Source organism: Gilliamella bombicola, assembly GCF_900094945.1.
GTDB lineage: Bacteria > Pseudomonadota > Gammaproteobacteria > Enterobacterales > Orbaceae > Gilliamella > Gilliamella bombicola.
Map to the genome: position 1 here is coordinate 300,887 of NZ_FMAQ01000001.1, position 23,628 is coordinate 324,514.

15 protein-coding genes are annotated in these 23,628 nt (G+C 35.0%); 8 read left to right on the forward strand and 7 right to left on the reverse strand.

Going from position 1 to position 23,628, the window contains the following annotated elements; genetic code table 11:
- Positions 1-20: 20 nt before the first annotated feature.
- The 5 genes from GA0061081_RS01500 to GA0061081_RS01520 all read right to left on the reverse strand — a co-directional run bounded on the left by GA0061081_RS01500 (position 21) and on the right by GA0061081_RS01520 (position 7,362).
- Positions 21-1,523: an MFS transporter gene (locus tag GA0061081_RS01500; RefSeq protein WP_091346421.1), complete on the reverse strand. Its 1,503-nt coding sequence runs from the start codon at positions 1,521-1,523 to the stop codon at positions 21-23.
- A gap of 93 nt (positions 1,524-1,616) precedes the next feature.
- Positions 1,617-3,116, reverse strand: a complete 1,500-nt coding sequence (locus GA0061081_RS01505) for a UxaA family hydrolase (protein ID WP_091346624.1) — start codon at positions 3,114-3,116, stop codon at positions 1,617-1,619.
- A 13-nt stretch (positions 3,117-3,129) separates the two neighbouring features.
- On the reverse strand, positions 3,130-4,593 hold the full coding sequence (locus tag GA0061081_RS01510; RefSeq protein WP_091346423.1) for a tagaturonate reductase: 1,464 nt from the start codon (positions 4,591-4,593) through the stop codon (positions 3,130-3,132).
- 23 nt (positions 4,594-4,616) lie between these two features.
- Positions 4,617-6,029, reverse strand: coding sequence for a glucuronate isomerase (gene uxaC, locus GA0061081_RS01515; protein ID WP_091346425.1), 1,413 nt, complete (start codon positions 6,027-6,029; stop codon positions 4,617-4,619).
- Between the two features lie 70 nt (positions 6,030-6,099).
- On the reverse strand, positions 6,100-7,362 hold the full coding sequence (locus tag GA0061081_RS01520; RefSeq protein WP_091346427.1) for an MFS transporter: 1,263 nt from the start codon (positions 7,360-7,362) through the stop codon (positions 6,100-6,102).
- Positions 7,363-7,598: 236 nt separating this feature from the next.
- Between GA0061081_RS01520 and exuR the strand changes: the two genes are divergently transcribed.
- On the forward strand, positions 7,599-8,378 hold the full coding sequence (exuR, locus tag GA0061081_RS01525; RefSeq protein WP_091346429.1) for a transcriptional regulator ExuR: 780 nt from the start codon (positions 7,599-7,601) through the stop codon (positions 8,376-8,378).
- 129 nt (positions 8,379-8,507) lie between these two features.
- Here the strand turns inward: exuR and lolA are convergent, their stop codons facing one another.
- Positions 8,508-9,101 carry an outer membrane lipoprotein periplasmic chaperone LolA gene (gene lolA, locus GA0061081_RS01530; protein ID WP_091346431.1) on the reverse strand — a complete coding sequence of 198 codons (594 nt, stop codon included), beginning with the start codon at positions 9,099-9,101 and terminating at the stop codon, positions 8,508-8,510.
- Positions 9,102-9,271: 170 nt separating this feature from the next.
- On the opposite strand from lolA, the gene GA0061081_RS01535 reads away from it, so the two are divergent.
- From GA0061081_RS01535 to GA0061081_RS01560, 6 genes are all read left to right on the forward strand, one after another.
- Positions 9,272-10,618: a replication-associated recombination protein A gene (locus GA0061081_RS01535; protein WP_091346433.1), complete on the forward strand. Its 1,347-nt coding sequence runs from the start codon at positions 9,272-9,274 to the stop codon at positions 10,616-10,618.
- Between the two features lie 188 nt (positions 10,619-10,806).
- Positions 10,807-12,198 carry a hypothetical protein gene (locus GA0061081_RS01540; protein ID WP_091346435.1) on the forward strand — a complete coding sequence of 464 codons (1,392 nt, stop codon included), beginning with the start codon at positions 10,807-10,809 and terminating at the stop codon, positions 12,196-12,198.
- A gap of 295 nt (positions 12,199-12,493) precedes the next feature.
- Positions 12,494-14,782 (forward strand): class 1a ribonucleoside-diphosphate reductase subunit alpha, encoded by a 2,289-nt coding sequence (gene nrdA, locus GA0061081_RS01545; protein WP_091346436.1) that lies wholly within the window; start codon positions 12,494-12,496, stop codon positions 14,780-14,782.
- 139 nt (positions 14,783-14,921) lie between these two features.
- The gene (gene nrdB / locus GA0061081_RS01550; RefSeq protein ID WP_091346625.1) at positions 14,922-16,052 is read left to right on the forward strand and encodes a class Ia ribonucleoside-diphosphate reductase subunit beta; all 1,131 of its coding nucleotides are present in this window, start codon (positions 14,922-14,924) and stop codon (positions 16,050-16,052) included.
- A 176-nt stretch (positions 16,053-16,228) separates the two neighbouring features.
- On the forward strand, positions 16,229-18,883 hold the full coding sequence (glnD, locus tag GA0061081_RS01555; protein ID WP_174787042.1) for a bifunctional uridylyltransferase/uridylyl-removing protein GlnD: 2,655 nt from the start codon (positions 16,229-16,231) through the stop codon (positions 18,881-18,883).
- A 27-nt stretch (positions 18,884-18,910) separates the two neighbouring features.
- The gene (locus tag GA0061081_RS01560) at positions 18,911-19,834 is read left to right on the forward strand and encodes an AEC family transporter (protein ID WP_091346440.1); all 924 of its coding nucleotides are present in this window, start codon (positions 18,911-18,913) and stop codon (positions 19,832-19,834) included.
- A gap of 102 nt (positions 19,835-19,936) precedes the next feature.
- On the opposite strand, the gene GA0061081_RS01565 is transcribed toward GA0061081_RS01560, so the two are convergent.
- Entirely contained in the window at positions 19,937-20,620 is a 684-nt protein-coding gene (locus tag GA0061081_RS01565) for an HD domain-containing protein (protein ID WP_091346442.1), read from the reverse strand.
- A 404-nt stretch (positions 20,621-21,024) separates the two neighbouring features.
- On the opposite strand from GA0061081_RS01565, the gene mprF reads away from it, so the two are divergent.
- The gene (gene mprF, locus GA0061081_RS01570; RefSeq protein ID WP_209435337.1) at positions 21,025-23,628 is read left to right on the forward strand and encodes a bifunctional lysylphosphatidylglycerol flippase/synthetase MprF; all 2,604 of its coding nucleotides are present in this window, start codon (positions 21,025-21,027) and stop codon (positions 23,626-23,628) included.

A 23,628-nucleotide genomic window follows, 5' to 3' on the forward strand; every position in this document is an offset into this window, starting at 1 on the left:
AATATAATTCTATTTTGTCGTTACACTTTTTGTTTAAAACCAATATTGTTATTACCAAAGCATTTTTCATAAGCAATACCTGATAATTCTTCGACTACTTTTTTGGTTTCAGGGGTAACATCTTCCATTTTTCCACCTTGTCGAATACGTGCAACTTCATTAATAATGACTGAATGTGTAGCATGATCAAGTTTCATTCTCCACGCAAAGAAACAACCGATCAATGCCATGCCAATAACACCATAAATAATAATGCCATTAATAGCATCAATGGCACTTTGCGGCTGTACATGTGATTTTGATTCAAATCCATAAGCACTTAATATAATACCGAGTATAAATACAATAGATGCGCGAACTAATTTTCCTGCCATTGTCATCGCGCCAGCATAAACACCTTCACGGCGTCGATTCGTCACTACTTCATCAACGTCAGCAAGGAAGACATAAACACTCCACGGAATGTAATAAACACCGCCAGTTCCTAAACCAAACCAAATGGTAATACCAATAACAATCCAAGTCGCCTGAGGAAGATTAAAATAGTAGATGCCGACATAACCAATCATTGATGAAACAACAATCAGTAACGCAATAATGAACGGTTTTTTAAATCCTTTTTTAGCACAATACATCATAAAGAAAGCAGTTGAAAATAATTGACAAATACTACTCAAAGAGTTCATTGAGGCAACAAATGATCGTGGTTCACCTAAGCTAAATACGATAAAATAAGTAAATACAGCAGTAAATAACCATTCGGCACCAAAACCAAACAAATACATTCCTAAATGAGTTCTAAAAGTTTTAATACGGAAGGTCGAAAATATATCAATAAAAAGTTTTTTGATTGCTTCAAAAAAGCTATGTACATGTTCATCTTTAACTTGCTCTTTTGGTTTTTCCCAACTGTTACAATAGAGCAAAATTAACGCCGACATCATAATCGCAGCATAAGTAATACCAGTTAACAAAAACGGAGTTGCTGACTCTTTGCTATAAAAGTAAAAGAAAACCCCCGGTATTGCAGCACCTAAGAAATTAGCTACTTTACCAAACATTGCTTTTGAACCAGTTAAATAAGTACGCTGAGAAAAATTAGAAGTCATTTCAACAGGTAAGGTATTAAATGGGATCATAATACTGGTATAAATGATTTCAAATAGAATATATGTAATAAGGTAATACCAAAATCCCATTCCATTAATCCATAACATTGGGTAAATCGTCATCAATGGAATACCCATTAGGATAAAAAATCGACGCCTCCCAAAACGTTGACCTATTTTAGTTTGATAAAAATTGTCGGTAATAAAGCCCATTAATGGGTTCAAGATTACATCCAAATAAGTCGCAATAGAGAAAATTACTGCGGCTTGAACAACGGTTAACCCACAAAATGTAGTATAAAAATAGAGTAACCATGCACCACTAATTGCAAGCGCACCACTACCAATTAAATTACCACTTCCGTAGGAAAATCTTACTAACCATGTGATTTTTCTATCTTTATTATTTTCCATAATATGATTCCTATATTATTTATAAAAAAAAGCCTCCTGCATTAAGTAAAAGTGACTTAATGACATCATTAACTAATAAATGAATAATTATTTTTAGAGAGTTACGCCACTTTTTAAAATGGCCAAATTTCTGAAATTATTTTTTTCGTTGCATGTTTTCTTTCCGTTAGCAATAAGAACGATATGCTCAATGAATTCTGTTAATAGTGATTGCATTGAAACTCCATGGATAAGTTTTCCTGCATCAAAATCAATCCAATTCACTTTTTTTTCTGCTAATTGACTATTAGTAGAAATTTTGACAGTAGGTACAACTCCACCATAAGGCGTTCCTCTACCTGTTGTAAATAACACCATATGGCACCCTGCTGCAGATAAAGCACCTGTCGCAACCGCATCATTTCCTGGAGCACTGAGCAAATTAAGTCCTTGTTTTGTTAACATTTGCCCATATTTAAGAACATCTATAACTTCACTTCCACCAGCTTTTTGAGTACAGCCGAGTGATTTTTCTTCTAGTGTGGTGATACCGCCAGCTTTATTTCCTGGTGAGGGGTTTTCATAAATAGGTTGATTATTTGAAATAAAATATTGCTTAAAATCATTAATCATATGCACTGTTTTATCAAAGGTCGACTCATCAACACAATGCGACATTAAAATATTTTCAGCACCAAACATTTCTGGCACTTCAGTGAGTACACTGGTTCCACCATGTGAAATAACGTAATCAGAAAATAACCCAAGCATTGGGTTGGCGGTAATACCAGAAAAACCATCCGAACCACCGCACTCTAAACCAAATTTCAATTCACTTAATCGACCTAATTCACGCTTATCATTTTTCATAATAGCGTAAAGTTCTCTTAGGTGACTTAAAGCTGATTCAACTTCATCTGTTTCTTGTTGCGCAATAAGGAATCTGACTCGAGATTCATCATATTCACCCAAATCATCTTTGAACTCAGATATTTGGTTATTTTCACAACCCAGTCCAATCACTAACACTGCTCCAGCATTAGGATGTTTGACTAAATCTTGTAAAATAATTTTGGTATTTTTATGATCTTGTCCTAATTGAGAACATCCATAAGGATGCTCAAGCACGGTAATACCATCAATTTCTAATTGATTATTTAACTCATCACAAAACTGTTTAACAATTTGTTGTGCTATACCATTAATACATGTCACAGTCGGTATAATCCAAAGTTCATTACGAATACCTACTTGACCATTTTTACGACGGTAAATCTGCACTTCCTTGTCTGGTATTTCGTGTAATGAATCATTTTTAGACAAATGTGGATGATACTGATAATCATCAATATCATTCAAATTGGTTTTCAAATTTTGTGAATGGATATGTTCACCAGCTTTAATTGAGCAAGTTGCATGCCCGATAGGCAAACCATATTTAATAATATTTTCACCTTGCTCAAGATCTTTAAGAGCAAATTTATGCCCTTGTTTGATAGATTGTTGTAGATCAATATGGTGACCATCGACCACAATATTGGCTTCGTGTGCTTCCAAATCTGATAATGCTATACCAACATTATCTTTGTTATTTATTTTTATAAATTTAATCATCACATCGCTCATTCTATTTACCACTAATACCACATTGTTCAATCGCAGAGCGTACACCTTTTTCGATGATGACAGCTAAATACTGAGTTATTGTTTCCGCTAATTGAGGAATACTTAGTAAATTATGCTCCCAATGAGTATCGTCACTTAATATAGTGTTAACTAAATCAGCAAAGGTTCCTCGACCTTCAGCAATTTTCATCCATCCAGAACGAAAACGCTCTAACCAAATGGCATCATCTTGTAATGAGTAATTTTGTTCATTACGAATACCTCGATATAAAGCGATTAAAGCCGCAAAAGAAAAGACTAAATGTTTAGGTAATACACCTTTCTCTTTTTGATAAGCAAGTAATTGTGGAAGAATCCGAGTTTTGAATTTTGTCATGCTATTTAAAGCTATCGACATTAATTGATGTTCAATAAATGGATTTTTAAAACGGCTAATCACGGACTCCGCAAAATCCACTAATTCTTGATGAGGTAAATCTAAAACAGGGATAATCTCATCAAAAATCGTATCTTTAATATAAGATAAGATTTGAGGGTCATTCATTGACTCACCCACAGTATCAATCCCGGCAAGATAAGCAACAGGTACTAATGCAGTATGTGCACCATTTAAAATAGCTACTTTTCGCTCTTTATATGGTTTAATATCATCAACAATTTTGATATTCATATTGCACTTATCTAGGCAGAGTTTTTCAGCTAACCATTGAGGTCCTTGAATAACAAATAAATAGAAGTACTCAGCAGTATCGATGAAATTATCTTTATACCCTAATTCGGCTTCTAGTTCGGTTATTTGTGCTTTTGGATAACCGGGCACAATTCTGTCGACTAATGTTGAACAAAATAAGTTATCATTTTCGATCCATGAAATAAATTTATCTGATAACTGCCATTGTTGAGCATAGTTAAGTACTAATTTTTTAAGTGCATCGCCATTATAATCAATTAATTCACAAGGAATTATAATTAACCCGCTTTCTTTACTACCAGAAAAATGTAAAAATCTCTCATGTAAAAAAGCAGTTAGTTTAGCGGGATAGCTAATAGCAGGCTTATCAGTGATTTTATCGCTTTCAACATAACTGATGCCTGCTTCGGTAGTGTTAGAAAAAATAAATTGAATATTCGGATCTTTAGCCAATTCAAGATATTGATCATACTGAGTATAAACATTTATCTCATCATTGACTGAACGTATCATCCTAAATTCTTTTACTGCTTCATTATGTTCATTTAAACCACGAATCAGTGTAGTATATAATCCATCTTGAGTATTTAACGATGGTGGAAAGTCTGTATTTAATGGGCGAACAACAACAACGCCAGCATCAAGATCTGTTTTTTCGTTAAGGATGTCTAATTGCCAATCTAAAAATGCACGTAAAAAATTACCTTCGCCAAACTGAACAACACGTGTAGTATATTTTGCGCTGGGAAAGTCTTTTCTGTTTAATGTCTTCATGAGCATCACTCTTTTTTAACTAGTTAACTTAATTCAATACCAAAATAGTTTTTAGCATTATCAAAACTAATATTTTTGACCATTTGACCTAATAACTCGATATCACGAGGGGCTTCGCCATCTTCAACCCAACGGCCAATCATGCGACATAAAATGCGCCTAAAATATTCGTGCCGAGTATAAGAAAGAAAACTACGGCTATCAGTTAACATACCGACAAAACGACTTAATAAACCAAGTTGCGCAAGTTGAGTCATTTGACGAATCATGCCGTCTTTCTGATCATTAAACCACCATCCTGAACCAAATTGCATTTTTCCGCGAATACCTTCTCCCTGAAAATTACCTATCATCGTACCTAGAATTTCATTATCAGATGGATTTAAACAATAGAGTATTGTTTTAGGTAATGCATTTTGTTTTGCTTGTGCATCTAACAAACGAGATAGTGGCTGAGCAATTGGTGAATCATTAATCGAATCAAAGCCCACATCAGGTCCCATCAAATTAAACATTTTCGAATTATTGTTACGCAATGCACCAATATGATACTGCTGTATCCAACCGCGTTTGTGATATTCACCACCTAAAAAGATAAGTACTGCCGTTTTAAATTGTGCTGTTTCTTTAGCACTCAACATAGCACCCGACAATCGTTTAGTTAAGATAGTATCTAACTCTTGTTCTGAGGCTTCTTCATAAACAACAGTATCTAATGCATGGTCAGACACTTTACAACCATGTTGCTCAAAATGATCCATTCTTTTTGATAACGCTTGGCAAAGTACGTGAAAGCTTGATATTGTCATATCTGCAGCCGCAGATAATTTCTCTAAGTAAGCAACAAAAAATTCAGAGTCAATATTAAACGCTTTGTCGGGGCGCCAACTTGGTAACACTTTAATATCAAATGAGCTATCTTGTGCAATCGTTTTATGATGAACTAAATCATCAATCGGATCATCAGTAGTACCGACCATTTTGACGTTCATTTTTTTCATAATGCTACGGGCTGAAAAAGCTTTAGTTTCTAGCATTGCATTACATTTATTCCAAATCACTTCAGCAGTTGATGGAGATAATAAAATATTATCAATACCAAATGGTCGACGAAGCTCTAAATGAGTCCAATGATATAGAGGGTTGCCTATGGTATGTGGTACGGTTTCAGCCCAAGCTTTAAATTTTTCAAAGTCATCTACGTCAGTACCAGTACAAAATTTTTCAGCAACACCATTAGTACGCATCGCACGCCATTTATAATGATCACCTTTTAACCAGATGTCATACAGGTTTTTAAATTGATAATCTTGAGCAATTTGTTCAGGTGGTAAATGACAGTGGTAATCAAAAATCGGCTGTTCAGCAGCATAATTATGATAAAGCTGACGAGAAAATTCTGTGTCTAGTAAAAAATCTTCAGTTAAAAAAAACATTTTCTTCTCCATAATGTAGTATTAACTATTTAATTACATAGGTTAATATCATATGTAATCAAATTAATTATTATTCATTTGTTGTCGGTGTTTTTAAAATTGTCCATACTGCAACAGCAGCTAAAAGATCAAGACAAGTTAAAATGATAAATAGTGGGCTAAAGCCAACAGTATCAGCAAGTGCGCCAACAATTAACGCAAAAATTGTACTTGCTAACCACGCCGCCATACCTGTAAAGCCATTTGCTGTCGCTACTTCATTTCGGCCAAAAACATCTGATGATAAGGTAATTAAAGCACCTGATAATGTCTGATGAGCAAAGCCTCCAATACAGAATAAAAATATAGCGACATAAGGACTTGAGAATAAACCAATTAAACCTGGTGCTATCATCAATACTGCCCCGACAGTAACCACCCATTTACGAGAGTTAATCAAACTAACATTAAAACGTTTTTGAAAAAATGGAGACATATACCCACCAAGCACACACCCAATATCAGCAAATAACATTGGCATCCAAGCAAATATTGCTATTTGTTTTAAGTCAAAACCATAGGCAGTAAACATAAATAAAGGGATCCAAGCGTTAAACGTCCCCCAAGCTGGTTCAGCTAAAAATCTTGGCAATGCAATACCCCAAAAACGTCGACTGGAAAGGATTTTACTAGCTGGTAATTTTTCAGTGTTGGAAGTTTGATGACTAGCCTCTTGACCAGATAAAATATATTTTTTTTCCTCTTCAGATAAATATTTTTGTTTAGTTGGATGACGATAAAGTATGAACCAAAAAATCCCCCAAATAAAACTTAATAAGCCACATAAAACAAATGCCCATTGCCAACTATGGAACCAAATAGCCCATGCAACTAATGGAGGAGCAATCATAGCACCTAATGACGAACCCAAATTAAACCAACCAACCGCAATTGATCTTTCTTTTGCGGGAAACCATTCACTAGTTGCTTTTAAGCCAGCAGGAATCATAGCAGCTTCAGTTGCACCCACCGCACCACGTGCAAATGCTAGCCCAACCCAACTGCCTGAAAATGCAGTGCTAATACAAAATACAGACCATAATAAAGCAAAAACGGCATAACCTAGCCGTGTACCTAATAGATCTAAAATATATCCTGCAACAGGCTGCATGATAGTATAACAAGCTGAATATGCCGCGACGACATACGAATATTGTTGAGTTGTCAGACCCATTACTTCATTCAAAACAGGAGCAGCAACAGCTATAGAATTTCGTGTAAGATAACCTAATATTGTTCCTATGGTTACTAACGCTATCATATACCATCTTAAGTTTTTAATTGTTTTATACATATTAATACTCCAAGTATGCTTATATCTTGGCTCATATTAACATGTATGACAACTAAAAAAGTTGACATACATCACATAATTAAAACTCATAAATTATATGACAAACTTACCATTTGTAAGTTATCTTTGATGAATGGTCTCTTAAATTGAAAAAAATAGAACAATATTATTTAATTCCACACGATTAGATGTTATTTTACAATGATGAGCAATTTAGGAATTATGTAAAAGTTACCATGACTCAGGAACAAAACGAATATCAACGACTTTATCAAATTATTGCAACCGAATTAAAAAAAAGAATTATTAATGGTACTTACCCAGTTGGTAGCAAATTACCGTCAGAAAGATTAATTTGTGAGGAACTAGAAGTTAGTCGCTCAGTTGTAAGAGAAGCAATTATTATGCTTGAAGTTGAAGGTTTTGTTGATGCACGAAAAGGATCTGGTATTCATGTTATTGCCAATAGTTTACAATCCAATATTTTAACATCTTCACCCGGTTTAAATTTTTCTACCACTGGGCCATTTGAACTACTGCAAGCTCGTCAACTAATAGAAAGCAATATTGCAGAATTTGCCGCAACTCAAATTACTAAAGATGATATCGTTAAACTATTAGAAATCCAACATAATGCAAAAAAAGAAGATCACTATCGTGATTCGAATTGGGACTTAAAATTCCATACTCAAATCGCTATGATAACTCGTAATACAGCTTTAACTACCATTGTTCAAGAAACATGGCGACAAAGAACATTAAACCCTTTATGGAAAAAACTTCATGAGCATGTTCAACAACAAGATATTGAAAGTTGGTGGGAAGAACACGACAAAATTTTAGAAGCTCTCATTAATCGAGATCCTAAAGCTGCTAAATTAGCTATGTGGCAACACTTAGAAAATACGAAAAAAATGCTATTTGATGCCATAAGCGAGGATTTTGAGACTAAACGCGATCATTATCTATTCTCTGATAATCCAGTTGTCAGCATTAATGAAGATAACTACGAGTAAATACTTTTTCATCAGACAAGATAAAAAAAACACTAACAATAAAATTGTCAAACTAAATTAATTGGCGTTATTTTATATACCAAATAACGCCAACATAATAATTTTTTACATAAAAAATATTATAAAACTCTAGCGTTGATCATCAATAGTCACACCAGCTGGTGGTGTAAACTTGAACTTGTCTAATGATACTTTACCTAATTTTTGTCGAGACAAATCATAAAAACTACGTTGGCCATCTTCTTCAATGATAGTGAAATTTGAAATCATACCTGTAGGTAATACAGAAATAATAAAATCTTGATTAGACCCATCCGTCGGTTTAAGTGTAAATGAGTCTTGCTTGCGAGTCACTTGATAAACATCCCAAATTGGATTGTGGCTATCAGTAATAAGTAACATTAAACGATTATCAACCGCTTTTTTTAAATCCATTACGCTTACTTGCTCAACCGCTGGCGTATACACCCACATATTTTTTCCATCAGAAATAATTGAAGTTTCATCTGGCTCATTCATTGTCCAATTAAAATAGTAAGGCCTATTAACCCATAAATCTCCTTTACCGTCCTGCACAGGTTGATTGTCTTCAGTTTTCACATTTTGAGAAAAACTGGCATAAAATCCTTCAATTTTATCTAAACGTTGTTGTAATACTTCTTTATCGCCAGCCCATACTGATAAGCTCGCCAATAACCCGATTAACAATAAACACTTCTTCATGCCCAATCCTTACTTTTCATCTAATAACTTAAACAAAGTCTAATAACTAAATTAGTTCAAAATATTACCGTTTTTATGCTAATGGGAAAAGATATTTTCTTTTCTTTTTTCACTTATTAAATAACGAGTATATAATAGTTTCAATTTGTCAATTTGGATAATGACCTTCCATGCCAAGTATGTCTTTTGAATTTACCACTGATGAGTTTAAACCGTTAGCAGCAAGAATGCGTCCTAGGACCTTATCTGAATATATAGGGCAATCGCATTTGCTAGATGAAAGCAAGCCATTACCAAAGGCCATTGAAGCTGGTAATTTGCACTCAATGATTCTTTGGGGGCCACCAGGTACCGGTAAAACAACATTAGCAGAAATCATTGCTCACCATGCGAATGCAAAAGTTGAACGAGTGTCTGCCGTTACATCCGGTATAAAAGACATTCGCGAAGCGATTGAACGAGCTAAAATTAATCAACAAGCTGGCATTCGCACTATTTTATTTGTTGACGAAGTTCATCGCTTTAACAAAAGCCAACAAGATGCATTTTTACCGTATGTTGAAAACGGCACCATAACATTTATTGGCGCTACGACCGAAAATCCATCATTCGAACTCAATTCCGCCTTACTATCGCGCGCACGAGTTTATCTGCTTAAATCATTAACCAACTACGACATTGAACAGATTTTACAACAGGCAATGGACGATCCCGACCGTGGTTACGGTAACCGAAATATTCTGCTGCCCGAAGAAACCAAAAAACAGATTGCTGAATTTGTAGGAGGTGATGCAAGGCGTGCGCTTAATACACTTGAGCTATTGGTTGACATGTCCGATGGTCAAGATCTATCCCCTGAACTACTCAAGGAGGTAATGGGTGAACGCAGCGCTAGGTTTGATAACCAAGGTGACCGTTTTTATGATTTAATTTCAGCTGTCCACAAATCGATTCGAGGCTCAGCACCCGATGCTGCACTTTATTGGTATGCTAGGATTATCTCGGCCGGTGGCGATCCCCTTTATGTCGCTCGTCGGTTATTAGCTATCGCCTCAGAAGATGTCGGCAATGCCGATCCAAGAGCGATGCAAGTGGCACTAGCAGCATGGGACTGTTTTACCCGAGTTGGTCCAGCTGAAGGAGAACGAGCAATTGCACAAGCTATTATCTACCTTGCTTGCGCCCCAAAAAGCAATGCGGTTTACCTTGCTTTTAAACAAGCAATGGCCGATGCACAATCTAAACCAGATTATGATGTTCCAGAACACTTACGTAACGCACCAACTAATTTAATGCAAAAACTAGGCTACGGTGCCGAATATCGCTATGCCCACGACGAGCCAAATGCTTTTGCCGCAGGTGAAAATTACTTTCCTCAAGAAATGGCAGACACAAAATACTACCACCCCACAACACGTGGTGCAGAAAAAAATTACACAGATAAATTAGCATGGCTAGATGCACAAAACCAAGCGAGTTTAATTCAACGCTATAAGTCTAAAAAAAATCAAGTTTAATTTCATACTTTTACATATCCATCCAACCAATCAACTAAAATTTGATCAATTAGATATCTTTAAAAAAGATATCATTTGACTAGTTATCATGGCCTAATCTAAAATCGCCAACTTTTAAAAGTAGTCATCATTTTATGATGACTTTTAATTTTTTTAGGATAAAAAAAATAATGAAAAGGAGTTCAAACATGAATCAAGTAATAATAAAAAAACATTTAAAATCGGTGATATACACCACAATATTATCGCAATTTTCCGAAATAAGTCATGCAAGTCTTAGCGTTCACACAACTCAAGCTATTCACGGGATACACCCATCTCTATCTCCAATAATTGAGCAGAGTATCGATGATTTAAATTTATTTGGTTTGAGTGTAAATAACAAAAATTATTATGGAGATGAAGTAAAATATTTACCCATTCAGCATCACTACCCTTTCAAAAATACAATTAATGCAGCGCCAATAAAACAACCGAATAATAATGAGTACTTTGATCTTGATGGCGATGAATTAAAAGCACTTGAACTCATGGGACAACAAAAAGTTAATATGACTTGGTATTATACTAACCGAAATAATGAACTTGTTGAATTTACCCCTAAGGATAACGATACTTTTTGTAGCTTATCCTCAAAAGGAATGCATGCACCTTTTAAAGTCAAATTATCGGCTGATTTAATTTTATCTTCACAGTATGGTATCCCTAATACCAATACCTATCCTAATGAGGATGTCATCACTCATCCATCTAAAACGTATACTATATTAGATGATGCTTTTGTTTGTTATGCTAAACCTTCATTAAATCCATCTACGGTTAAAGGGAGTCACAAGAACCAATGGGATCCAAATTATGGTTTCTTACATCAATCGAGTGTTAATCCAGTAAAGAACTTCCCAACTACAGGTTTTTATGGTGCTAAATTTAATTTGATTTTGTCCAACCCAGGTATCGCCTCAAACTACATTTGGAAAGTTAAGCAAGGCAATGCACTAGTTAATGTCACCAATAATAATAATTATGTCACGGTAACTTTCAATACCCCTGATGCAAGAAATCCAGGTAAAGCTTGGCAACATGTTATGGGCTCTGGCTCTGGGTATACAGTTGTAATTGAAGGAAAAAACAAAACTAAAAATACAACAATTCAATACTCATTTACCCTTACCAAATGGTTTGATGCTTGGAAGCAAAAATATAACAATAAAGGAATACTACAAGCGATGAAAGGTGATCTTGATGAGGTTATTGAGGCATGTTCAAATAAAAGTGGTCGTTATCGCTTAAGTCACGATCGCGAAGTAAGTAATGCGAAGTTAAGTGATAAGAAAAAAGAAATATTATATACACGTGAAATAGGAACATTATTTAGTGAATGGGGCGATCCGGGCCAACAACCTTATCCAGGATCTTTTGGACCAGATGAAGACCAATCAAAGAGTTATAATCGATACTACTTATGGAATACATGGGTAGGAGAGTATTGTGATATACATACTTATGACGGAAAATATCATTGTCGCGATAAAGAAAAAGAAGATAAAAATGGCATATGCGTATCTATACCTAGAAGATAAAGTATTGACGACGCCCCTGTAAATTTTAAGATCTATCTATTCATAGGTAGATCTTATCATATACAATATTTTCATTTTTTCCACTTATACCAATCTTTATGGGGCTGTTAATAAAAACTGACAGTACCTTTTAAAATCAATAAAACCTGATTTTCGTTAATAAAATCAGCATTACCAATTAACAATCCTACTATATATAGTAATTAAATAATTAATAGGTACTATATATTGTATATTTTGATAAATATCAATTACTATAAATATTACAAAAATACATAATTACAGTGAATGAAAAATGAATAAATCAATACTTGTCACAAAGCGAAACGGCAAAAAAGAGCCAATAAATCTTGATAAAATCCATAAAGTCATTACATGGGCAGCCGAAGGATTAGATAATGTTTCGGTATCACAAGTTGAATTGCGTTCTCATATTCAATTTTATGATGGAATCCGCACTTCAGATATCCATGAAACAATTATTCGTGCTGCAGCCGATCTTATATCTCAAGATGCCCCTGATTACCAATACTTGGCCGCTCGCTTAGCTATTTTTCATTTACGTAAAAAAGCCTTTAACCAGTTTACACCACCATCTCTTTACGAACATGTTAAGAAGTTAGTAGAAAATAAACGATACGACGAACATCTGCTTGAAGATTATACTCCAGAAGAATTTGCGGAAATGGATAAGTTCATCGATCATTGGCGAGATATGTCTTTTTCATATGCCGCAGTTAAACAACTTGAAGGAAAGTATTTGGTACAAAATCGCGTTACTGGAGAGATTTATGAAAGCGCGCAATTTTTGTATGTTCTAGTCGCAGCCTGTTTATTTGCCAATTACCCAAAAGAAACACGCCTTAGCTATATAAAACGTTTTTATGATGCAGTATCTACCTTTAAGATTTCACTACCAACTCCAATTATGGCAGGTGTTCGTACGCCTACTCGTCAATTTAGTTCCTGTGTATTAATTGAGTGTGATGATAGTTTGGATTCAATCAATGCAACAGCAAGCGCTATTGTAAAATATGTATCGCAACGTGCAGGAATTGGAGTCAATGCAGGAAGAATTCGTGCTTTAGGAAGTTCAATTCGTGGTGGTGAAGCATTTCATACTGGCTGCATTCCCTTTTATAAATATTTTCAAACTGCGGTTAAATCATGTTCACAAGGTGGTGTCCGTGGTGGAGCCGCAACCGTTTTCTATCCTCTTTGGCATTTAGAAGTCGAAAGCTTGTTAGTCTTACGAAATAACCGTGGAGTTGAAGAAAACCGTGTTCGCCATTTAGATTATGGGGTACAAATCAATAAATTAATGTATCAACGGTTAATCAAAAACGAAAATATTACTTTATTCAGCCCATCAGATGTCCCAGGGCTTTATGATGCTTTTTTTGCCGATCAAGATAAGTTTGAAACGCTTTACCACCAATATGAACAAGATGTCAATATTCGCAAACGAGTGGTTAAAGCCGTTGAACTCTTTGCACTATTAATGCAAGAGCGCGCATCAACTGGACGCATTTATATCCAAAATGTTGATCACTGTAATACTCACAGCCCATTTAATGCTCAATTAGCGCCAGTTCATCAATCTAATTTATGTATGGAAATTGCGCTACCAACAAAGCCACTTAATAATGTCAATGATGAAAAAGGTGAAATTGCACTTTGTACGTTATCAGCCTTTAACCTTGGCCAAATCGAATCATTAGATGACTTTGAAGAACTTGCTGACTTAACGGTACGTGCGCTTGATTCGCTACTGGATTACCAAAATTACCCTGTTCCTGCGGCTCGAAACTCTTCAATCAATCGTCGCACATTAGGCGTTGGCGTTATTAACTATGCTTATTATTTAGCCAAAAATGGCGTTAAATATTCTGATGGTAGTGCAAATAATTTAACGCATCGTACTTTTGAAGCCATGCAATATTACTTGTTAAAAGCCTCTAATAATCTTGCTAAAGAAAAGGGTGCATGCCCACTATTTAACGAAACAACTTATGCTCAAGGCATTTTACCAATCGATACTTACAAAAAAGATTTAGATACTATTACAAAAGAACCTTTACATTATGATTGGGAATCATTACGAGAATCTATCAAAGCCCATGGGCTACGTAATTCAACTTTATCGGCATTAATGCCATCAGAAACTTCTTCACAAATATCCAATGCAACAAATGGCATTGAACCACCTCGAGGCTTTATTAGTGTTAAAGCTTCAAAAGATGGTATCTTAAAACAAGTTGTTCCAGATTATAATAATCTGAAAAACTTCTACGAATTACTCTGGCAAATTCCAAATAATACAGGTTATTTACAATTAGTAGGAATTATGCAGAAATTTATTGACCAATCAATTTCGGCTAATACGAATTATGATCCGACTAAATTCCCAAATGATAAAGTACCAATGAAACAGCTATTATCAGACTTATTGACCGCTTATAAATTTGGCGTAAAAACACTCTATTATCATAATACACGCGATGGGGCTGAAGATATTCAAGGTGATATTGTTCCAACAACACACAGTGACGATGGTTGTGAAGGTGGCGCTTGTAAAATTTAGCTATTGTTAAGACCTAAACAGTACATACTAAAATAAAATTTTTATGAGGGGAAAATCATCCCCCCCACCATTTACCTTTTACACTGTCGAAAGGTAGCGGTAAAAGCAACGATAAATTAGTAGGAGTTCTTTTATGAGTATGAATTACAGTACCTTTTCGCATGTGCATAACGACCAACTTAAAGAACCTATGTTCCTTGGACAGCCAGTAAATGTTGCGCGTTATGATCAACAAAAGTATGAAATGTTTGAAAAATTAATTGAAAAACAACTCTCTTTCTTTTGGCGCCCTGAAGAAGTCGATATTTCTCAAGATCGTATTGATTACGCCGCATTGCCAGAACATGAAAAACATATTTTTATTAGTAATTTAAAATATCAAACCTTGCTTGATTCAATTCAAGGACGCAGCCCCAATGTTGCATTATTGCCCCTAATTTCTATTCCAGAACTTGAAACATGGGTAGAAACTTGGTCGTTTTCAGAAACCATTCATTCACGTTCATATACGCATATCATTCGTAATATTGTTAACGATCCATCTGTCGTTTTTGACGATATTGTTACCAATAAAGAAATACAAAAACGTGCCGGTGACATTGCAGGTTATTACGATGACCTTATTAGCTACGCAAGTTACTATAATTTATTTCACGAAGGTAACCACAACATCAATAATCGCACTGTTTCTATTAATTTACGCGAACTAAAAAAGAAACTTTATTTGTGCTTAATGAGTGTCAATGCACTTGAAGCTATTCGTTTTTATGTTAGTTTTGCTTGTTCCTTTGCCTTTGCAGAACGTGAGCTCATGGAAGGTAATGCAAAAATCATTAAACTTATTGCCCGTGACGAAGCCCTACATTTAACCGGCACACAATTTATGATTAATACGCTACGAAGTGGCGAAGATGATCCTGAAATGGCAGACATAGCCAAAGAGTGTGAACAAGAGTGTTATGACCTCTTTTTGCAAGCGGCAAATCAAGAAAAAGAGTGGGCAGAATACTTGTTTGAAGGTGGATCAATGATTGGTTTGAATAAAGACATTTTATGCCAATATGTCGAATACATCACTAACATCCGTATGCAAGCGGTTGGACTAAAATTGCCATTTGAAGCTAAATCAAATCCAATTCCGTGGATCAATAATTGGCTAGTATCTGATAATGTACAAGTTGCACCACAAGAAGCCGAAATGAGCTCTTACTTAGTTGGGCAAATTGATGCTGAAATGAATGAAGATGATTTAAGCGATTTTACCTTATAGGTTTTATACTAAAACTTATATTTTATTGAAAGTTTTAAAAAAGGAACAAATTATTGTTCCTTTTTTATTATAAAAATCAGTCATAAATAATCATATTATTCTAACGGTAGCTTGACACTCATTGAAAATCGGGTAAGGATATGGCTATTGAATTATCTTGATTTGATAATATGATCATGACTAAAACGCATCTGTTTTACCCTGTATCGCCGCTTGATTTTAGCGATGAACAAATAAATATCCTCTATCTAAAGCAACAACTCGAAGCTTTTCAACAATGGTCTATGATGCAATTTGAGCAACAAATTGATATTGATACGCTAGTGCATTTACGTAGTCAATTTATCGATCGTTTGCTTGAACGATTATGGTCTTTCTACCAAATACCTAAACATGTCTCCTCTTTCTTTAAACGCAACCGCATCGCTTTGGTTGCCGTTGGTGGTTATGGACGGGCTGAATTGCATCCATTGTCAGATATTGATATTTTGATTCTTAGTGATTATCCGTTAACTAAAGAAATTGAAAAACAAATTGGTGATCTTGTTCGCTTATTATGGGATTTACATTTAGATATAGGGCACAGTGTTAGGACATTAAAAATTTGCCTACAAGAAGCGAAAAATGACATCACCATAATGACTAATTTGATTGAGTCAAGACTTATTTCGGGAAATCAATTACTGTTAGATGAACTACATAAACAAATTTTTAGCGATAAAATCTGGCCTTCCCATGCATTTTATAAAGCAAAAATTCAAGAACAACAAGAACGCCACAAACAATATCACAGTACCTCTTATAATCTAGAACCTGATTTAAAAAATAGTCCAGGTGGTTTGCGAGATATGCAAATCATTCAATGGATCGCAACTCGCCATTTTGGTGGCGAATTTTTGCAAAAAATGTCCGATTTCAACTACTTAACCCCTGAAGATATTGCAGACTTTAAAACGTGTCGTAAATTTTTATGGCGAATGCGTTTTGCCTTGCACTGTGTGATCTCTCGTTATGATAACCGCTTGCTTTTTGATCGACAACTTAGCATTGCCAATATGTTAGGTTACAAAGGTGACGGTAACACACCTGTAGAAAAAATGATGCATGATTATTATCGTGTTGCTCACAATATTACTGAACTCAATCAAATGCTATTACAGCTGTTTTATGAGTCTATTCTTAATCATAGCCCACAAAATAAACCTTATAATATCGATGAATATTTTCAAATTAGAGACAAACTCATTGATGTAAGAGATGATGAGATCTTTAAAAAAGAGCCTATTATGATTATGCAGCTGTTTTATACAATATTGCTTAATCCTCAAGTGATTGGCCTTTATTCTAATACCATTAGACAATTACGCTCAGCAAGACGTTCTCTAACTAATTTACTCTGTGAAAATGCCAAAGCAAGATCGCTTTTCATGTTAATTATCAAACACCCAGATGCAATTGAAAAAGCAATTTTACCCATGCATAAATATGGCATACTTTCGGTCTATATACCGGGCTGGAAACAGATATCTGGCATGATGCAATTTGACCTGTTTCATGCTTACACCGTTGATGAACACACCATCCGCTTATTGCTTGAGCTCGATAGTCTAAAAACAGAAAGCGGCAAGCAAAAACACCCTAATAGCGCAAAAGTCTTTGCTAAATTATCTAAACCTGAATTATTAGTTATTACAGGGTTATTTCATGATATAGGTAAAGGACGACATGGTGATCATTCTGAAATTGGAGCCCATCTAGTTGAAGAATTTTGCCAATTGCATGGATTAGAAACCAAAGATACTGAACTAGTTATTTGGTTAGTACGTTATCACCTACTAATGTCGGTAACAGCACAAAGCCGCGATTTACAAGATCCTGCCGTTATAAACGAGTTTATTCAAATTGTCAAAAGTAAACGTCGTTTACAGTATTTGCTTTGTCTTACAGTAGCAGATGTGTGTGCAACAAACGAAACGCTGTGGAATAGTTGGAAACAAAGTTTAATGCGTGAACTCTACCTTAATGCAAAAAACTCCTTTGATTCAGATATCCGCCAAATTCCTGAGCAACGAAGTATAGCACGTAAAAATAAACAAGAAGCGTTAGCCATTTTACTTAAGCAAAATTATGATGAACAGATCGTTAAAGATCTTTGGCAATGCTATCGTGTTGATTACTTTCTTCGTTATACTAAAGAACAGATTGTATGGCATACACAAATTTTATTACAGCACGATTTGACCAAAATATTGGTAGCCATAAATCCCCACCCATATCATGGTGGCAGTGAAATTTTTATTTATTCGCCAGATAGACCTTACTTATTTGCAACTGTCTGTAATACGCTAAGTATGCACAATTTAACAATTCACGATGCGCTTATCATTACGAATAAAAAAAGCTTTGCGCTTGATACTTTCATTGTATTAGATCCTAATGGACAAACAGTGCAAGAAGATCGAAATCAAGGCCTAGTGAATGCACTTGATAAAGCACTACAGCAACCTGTTTATAAAGGTGTAACCATTAAACCACCTAAACAACGGTTACGATCGTTTTTAGTACCCACTCAAGTTAACTTTCTTTCTGCTTTCAATGACAGCCAAACTTATATGGAGCTCATTGCACTCGATAGGCCGGGGTTGCTTGCTTATGTGGGTGAAATATTTGCTAACTTAGACTTATCATTACGCAGTGCAAAAATTGCAACTATCGGCGAACATATTGAAGATCTGTTTATTCTAACAGATAAACACAACCAAGCGCTTGATGATGATACTTGTCAAAAGCTTCGAGAATCAATCGTTATTGCTCTTGATTCAATGAATTAATAAAATTAACCAAAAAAGATATAACTTATGCAATTTTTTATTATTTTATTCCCTATTTTTTGTATTTTTATTGTGGGCTTCATCGCACAGAAAGCCTTAAATTTTGATGTCGCTAATCTATCGAAAATGTCACTTTATGTACTATCCCCCTTTTTGGCATTTAAAACATTTTATACACATAGTTTGACTACCGATTATCTATTTTATATTTGTTATATTTTGGGTCTTTGTTTTTCATTAGTTATTATCATCTCAATTTTGTCTATGATAATGAAATATTCAACCAAAGAGCGCTGCGCCATGATTTTAAGTTCATGTTTTATGAATAATGGTAATTATGGTACACCAGTACTGTTAATTTTTTTTGGCTCAGTAGGGTTTGATCTTGGCGTAATTATGATGGTATTACAACAATTTGTAATGAGCACTGTTGGTATCTATTATGCAGCAAAAGGCAGCGCTCGTAGAGACATTGTCAGTCAAAAGGATGTCATCAATAAAGTTATCCGAATGCCTGTAGCTTATGGCGCTTTTTTAGGTATTCTTTTTCAGTTATGTCATATTCCTTTATCTAAATCAATTATAAAATCCATTGGAATGATTGGCGATTCGTCGATCGTTGTGATTATGATTATTTTGGGAATGCAACTTGCCAAAATAAAGATCCAACAACTGGATTATCCTAAGCTTTCACTTTCATTACTTACCCGAATGATCATTTCACCACTAGTCGCATTTTGCATGGTCTATTTTATGCCCATTTTACCAATTTATAAGCAGGTATTAATTGTATTAGCTGCAATGCCAAGTGCAGCCAATACAACACTCATGTCAGTTCAGTTTGATACTCACCCAGAACTGGTATCAAGTGCAACCTTATTAAGCACATTATTAAGTTTAATCACGTTACCTATTGTTCTGTGGCTTGTTGGTGCACCAATACCGTTCTAACTGTAAAAAAACTAAGCGAGCTTGAGATAGATTAAAAACCGTTTTTAAGGTAGCGTACGGCATACTCGCCTAACTCTACTATTCAAAAATTAGGTGATCATATCATGAGTTTTCACCCAACCACTCTTTTTCAAACTGCGCGACAAATTGAACCAAAAAGCGATGCCTCTGCTTAGCCATTTTTTTTGCGGTTTTAGTATTCATCATATCTTTAAGCAAAAAAAGCTTCTCGTAAAAATGATTAATGACGGTATTAGGTTGTTTATAATTCTGTTCTGTCATTGACGTTCTTGGTGGAATTAAAGGATCGTGCATTATATTATGCTTATTTCCTCCATAATAAAAAGTACGCCCAATACCAATTGCGCCTAGTGCATCTAAACGATCCGCATCCTGCACAATTTGACCTTCAAACGATAACGTTTTTTTATTTGAAAGATTTTTTCGATATGACATGTTTTCGATAATAGCAAAAATCAACTCAATTTCGTTATTAGTCAAAGCAAGCGATGTTAAATACTGACGTAGTTCAGTAGTAGCTTGGTTGACATCGTAAACTACTTTGTCATCAATAACATCATGTAAATAAGCACTCACAATCACAATAAAGCTATTGGCTTTGGGTTCATGTTGCAAAATCTGCATAGCCAATCTCACCACCCGTTCAATATGCGCCATATCATGACCAGAAAAGTCATTAATAAGTTTTTGTTTCACAAAAAGTTGGATATCCAAAACAATTTTTTGCTGTTGCTGTGTTAATTGTGTATTTGGTAATTTATTCATCCAGTTTTTACTCAAAAAGTTAATTAAGATAAAATGATAAACGTAAAAAATTTAAATAGAATTAATAACAAATAGTTGGCAAATACTTTACTAAACATAGTAAATTAATATTCATTTTGACTAATGATTAACCTTAGCTATTTATATATTATTGCGATAAAATCTTATCACCTTAATGGCATTTATCTATAACGTTTCTCACCACCATTGCATACTAATATTTCGAGTTATATAAATAAACAAACTTCTAACTATCTTTTTAAATATTAAGTAAACTTGATAACGTAAATTAAAAAAATATTTAATGTGAATATTTTTTATGTTTCTATGATTGTTTTAACTAGATTGGGAAGGTAGAATGCGAAAATAAAAATATTATCGAAGCAAGTATTGGAGTTGATTAAGTGAAAATATCAGCGCGTAAAGTTTTGCCTTGGCAGTTCATAGAATACTTCACTCGCTATCGCCAATTTTTAGCTCTACTATTTGGCCTATCTATTTTTTTCATAGCACTTATTGTATGCTGGCACTTACTTAAAGAAATCAATCTTAGTGAGTTAAAACTCGCAATACATAATTTATCTATGCGTACAATTGCATTATCGTGTCTATCTGCGATCGGTAGCTATTTAATGTTAATCTGTTACGAATGGTCAGCCGCACGTTACGCAGGCGTTAATTTAAAACCCTCTACTATTATTGTTGGTGGAATTTGCGCCTCTGCTATTGGTAATGCAATCGGTCTATCGGCATTATCAGGTGGTGCTGTAAGGTGTCGTCTTTACTTTAAACAAGGTTTAACCGCTATAGATGTTGCTAGAATGTCTCTTTTTGTGACATTATCATTAGGTTTTTCATTACCGTTGTTTGCAGCAATCGCAGCCCTCATCCATCCTCATCAAACCATGTTGGCGCTTCATATGACAAAAAACAGCGTATGGTTAACTGCAGGCTCAATATTTAGCATCTATGCCTTGTTGCTCGTTTTTTTATGCTATCATCGATTGCCTGAAAGGCCGAATGAAAATACCAGATTATTTAAATTATTTCGCTGGACAATCCGTTTACCTAACATTCAACTGGCAAGTTGTCAGCTTGTTATCACTTTATTTGATGCTGTTTTAGCTGGTGCTATACTTTATTTTTTATTGCCAATACAACCTAATTTCTTCACTTTTATTATGATTTACATTCTCGCATTAGTCGCTGGAGTGTTAAGCCATGTGCCTGGTGGCGTAGGTGTTTTTGAAGCTATTATGCTAGCGTCATTATCATCAGAAATTGGGACCGCATCGTTAACCGTTGCACTTGTTCTCTATCGTATCATTTATATTTTACTCCCCCTAATTCCAGCCAGTATCTTGTTACTTGCCAATGAAGGGAAACACTTTTTAGCTCCTCCACAAGCTAAAGAAGCCAAAACAGGTATTGCTGCATCAGTCATGGCAGCAACAGTTTTTTTTGCTGGCGTTGTTATGATGTTCTCAAGCGTTTTACCTGGTTTTAACCGCAAATTAATCATCTCACTTATTCCTGAAAAAGTGATCAACATTGCGCATTTAAGCGCTAGCTTAATTGGTGTTTTATTCTTATTACTCGCAATGGGATTACGCCGCCGGTTATTTTCGGCTTGGAGTGTTTCGGTCATATTATTACTAATAGGATCTGCACTTTCATTACTACGAGGATTGCATTGGATAGAGGCCAGCGTATTATTATGCGTCGCAATCTTATTAATCCATTTTAGACATGCTTTTTATCGAAAAAGCCGCTTAATCGTCATACCGTTTTCTTTTAATTTTTTTGCAATTTGCTTTTGTACCATAGCCCTTTTTGTTTGGGTAATATTATTCATCTATCAAGACGTACCTTATAGCCACTCATTATGGTGGCAATTTGAGTTAGATAGCAAAGTTCCTCGAGCACTACGCGCAGCTTTGGGAAGCTTTATTTTATTAAGCTGTGTCATGCTATTTTGGATTTTCCGTCCCGCATTACCTATTTTAACCACGCCTAACAATGACCAGCTTAGCAAAGCTTACCAAATTGTTTTAGATTCAAAACAACCAGAAGGTGGGCTTGCGATGAGTGGTGATAAATCATTACTTTTTAATGCCAGCGAAACAGCATTCATCATGTATTCAAGACGAGGGAGAAGCATGGTCGCCCTTTATGACCCAATAGGAGATAACGCCGAAAAAGCCGATTTGATTTGGTCATTCCGTGATTTATGTGACGAACATCACCTACGTCCTGTGTTTTATCAAGTCAAAGCGGCTAATCTGCCTTTCTATATGGATATTGGTTTGCGCACAGTTAAGCTCGGCGAAGAAGCATTAGTTAACTTAAAAATATTTGACTTAACATCAAAAACTTATAAAGATCTTCGTTATACATGGAATCGTGGGCAACGCGATGGACTCTCATTAAAATTCTATCCACCAGGAACTGCTCCACTTGAGCAATTAAAAGCTGTATCGGATGCTTGGCTTAAAAACAAACATTCGAAAGAAAAAAAATTTTCATTAGGATCTTTTTCTAAACAATATTTAGATAATTTTACAATCGCAGCCATCGAATATGAAGGACGCATTATTGCTTTTGTTAATTTGTTAGAAACTAATCAAAACTATTCAGCTAGTATCGATTTAATGCGTGTTGTGCAAGATATTCCCAAATTAACGATGGAATTTTTGATGGTTGGTTTGATTTTACATTATCAAGAAAAAGGCTTTAAATACTTCAGTTTAGGCATGGTACCCCTTGCTGGAATGCAAAGGCGTCGAGGAGCGCCTATGATTCAAAGGCTCGGTGCATTAGTTTTTCGTCGTGGTGGGCGTTTTTATAATTTTCAAGGATTACGCCGTTTTAAAGAAAAGTTCGCAACACATTGGGAACCCCGTTATATGGCCGTTCCTGCAGGACTTGATCCTTTAGTTGCAATAATTGACACAACCATGCTCATTTCAGGCGGCATAACAGGGCTAAAAAAGAATAAGAGTTCATAA

Coding starts and splice junctions, on each gene's coding strand:
- GA0061081_RS01500 (WP_091346421.1), bottom strand. CDS start 1,523: ATGGAAAATAATAAAGATAGAAAAATCACATGGTTAGTAAGATTTTCC.
- GA0061081_RS01505 (WP_091346624.1), bottom strand. CDS start 3,116: ATGATTAAATTTATAAAAATAAATAACAAAGATAATGTTGGTATAGCA.
- GA0061081_RS01510 (WP_091346423.1), bottom strand. CDS start 4,593: ATGAAGACATTAAACAGAAAAGACTTTCCCAGCGCAAAATATACTACA.
- uxaC (WP_091346425.1), bottom strand. CDS start 6,029: ATGTTTTTTTTAACTGAAGATTTTTTACTAGACACAGAATTTTCTCGT.
- GA0061081_RS01520 (WP_091346427.1), bottom strand. CDS start 7,362: ATGTATAAAACAATTAAAAACTTAAGATGGTATATGATAGCGTTAGTA.
- exuR (WP_091346429.1), top strand. CDS start 7,599: ATGACTCAGGAACAAAACGAATATCAACGACTTTATCAAATTATTGCA.
- lolA (WP_091346431.1), bottom strand. CDS start 9,101: ATGAAGAAGTGTTTATTGTTAATCGGGTTATTGGCGAGCTTATCAGTA.
- GA0061081_RS01535 (WP_091346433.1), top strand. CDS start 9,272: ATGCCAAGTATGTCTTTTGAATTTACCACTGATGAGTTTAAACCGTTA.
- GA0061081_RS01540 (WP_091346435.1), top strand. CDS start 10,807: ATGAATCAAGTAATAATAAAAAAACATTTAAAATCGGTGATATACACC.
- nrdA (WP_091346436.1), top strand. CDS start 12,494: ATGAATAAATCAATACTTGTCACAAAGCGAAACGGCAAAAAAGAGCCA.
- nrdB (WP_091346625.1), top strand. CDS start 14,922: ATGAATTACAGTACCTTTTCGCATGTGCATAACGACCAACTTAAAGAA.
- glnD (WP_174787042.1), top strand. CDS start 16,229: ATGACTAAAACGCATCTGTTTTACCCTGTATCGCCGCTTGATTTTAGC.
- GA0061081_RS01560 (WP_091346440.1), top strand. CDS start 18,911: ATGCAATTTTTTATTATTTTATTCCCTATTTTTTGTATTTTTATTGTG.
- GA0061081_RS01565 (WP_091346442.1), bottom strand. CDS start 20,620: ATGAATAAATTACCAAATACACAATTAACACAGCAACAGCAAAAAATT.